The following is an 898-nucleotide window of genomic DNA, read 5'->3' on the forward strand; positions in this document are numbered from 1 at the left end:
TCCAGCGCATACTCATTCCGTCGAGTATGGCCCGCTTGGCGTCGTCAAGCTCTATGCGGCCGCGGCGTACATCCTTGATCCAGCTTCCCAGAGATATATACTCGCCGTCGACCGGCTCCTTCCAGTCGGACGGTACCTTGAGGTCGCCTTCTCTTTTGTAAAACTGCTCGGCGGCTTGCAGCCTCAACTGGATGTCAATGCGCTTGCGTATTTTGTCCCAGCGCATTCCCAATTTGTCGAGTTTTTCCCGCGTTTCGTCGTCAACCTTCGTTTCGCTGCCGCGTACATGCTTGAGCCAACTTCCGAGAGATACATACTCGCCGTCGACCGGTTCCTTCCAGTCGGACGGTACGTTGAGGTGGCCTTCTCTTTTGCGAAACTGCTCGGCGGCTTTCAGTCTCAACCGGGTGGTGGCAGGGTTGCCTTCTACTGGCTCCCAGCGCATTCCCAATTTGTCGAGTTTTTCCCGCGTGTCGGCGTCAACCCCCGTGTGTTCTTTGCGCACATCCGCAATCCAGTCTCCGAGAGATATATACTCGCCGTCGACCAGCTCCTTCCAGTGGGACGGTACCTCGAGGTTGCCTTCTCTTTTGTGGAACTGCTCGGCGGCTTGCAGCTTCATCTGGGTGTCAGTGTTGCGTATATTTCCCCAGCGCATTCCCAATTTGTCGAGTTTTTCCCGCGTGTCATCGCTAACCTCCGCGCGGCCGCGGCGTACATCCTTGATCCAGCTTCCCAGAGATATATACTCGCCGCCGACCGGCTCATTCCAGTCGGACGGTACCTCGAGGTTTCCTTCTCTTTTGCGAAACTGCTCGGCGGCTTGCAGCCTCAACGGAGTAAGAGGGCTGTCTTCCACGCTGTGGTGGCGGGTTCCGCCGGGGAAGCCGACGGGGCC

General features: G+C 57.6%; 1 protein-coding gene. It reads right to left on the reverse strand.

Going from position 1 to position 898, the window contains the following annotated elements:
* Positions 1-859, reverse strand: an 859-nt coding sequence (locus tag AC3ET4_RS30870) for a helicase associated domain-containing protein (protein WP_431955284.1), incomplete at its 3' end; no start/stop codon positions are given.
* Positions 860-898 lie beyond the last annotated feature (39 nt).

Source organism: Actinacidiphila sp. bgisy167 (assembly GCF_057707665.1).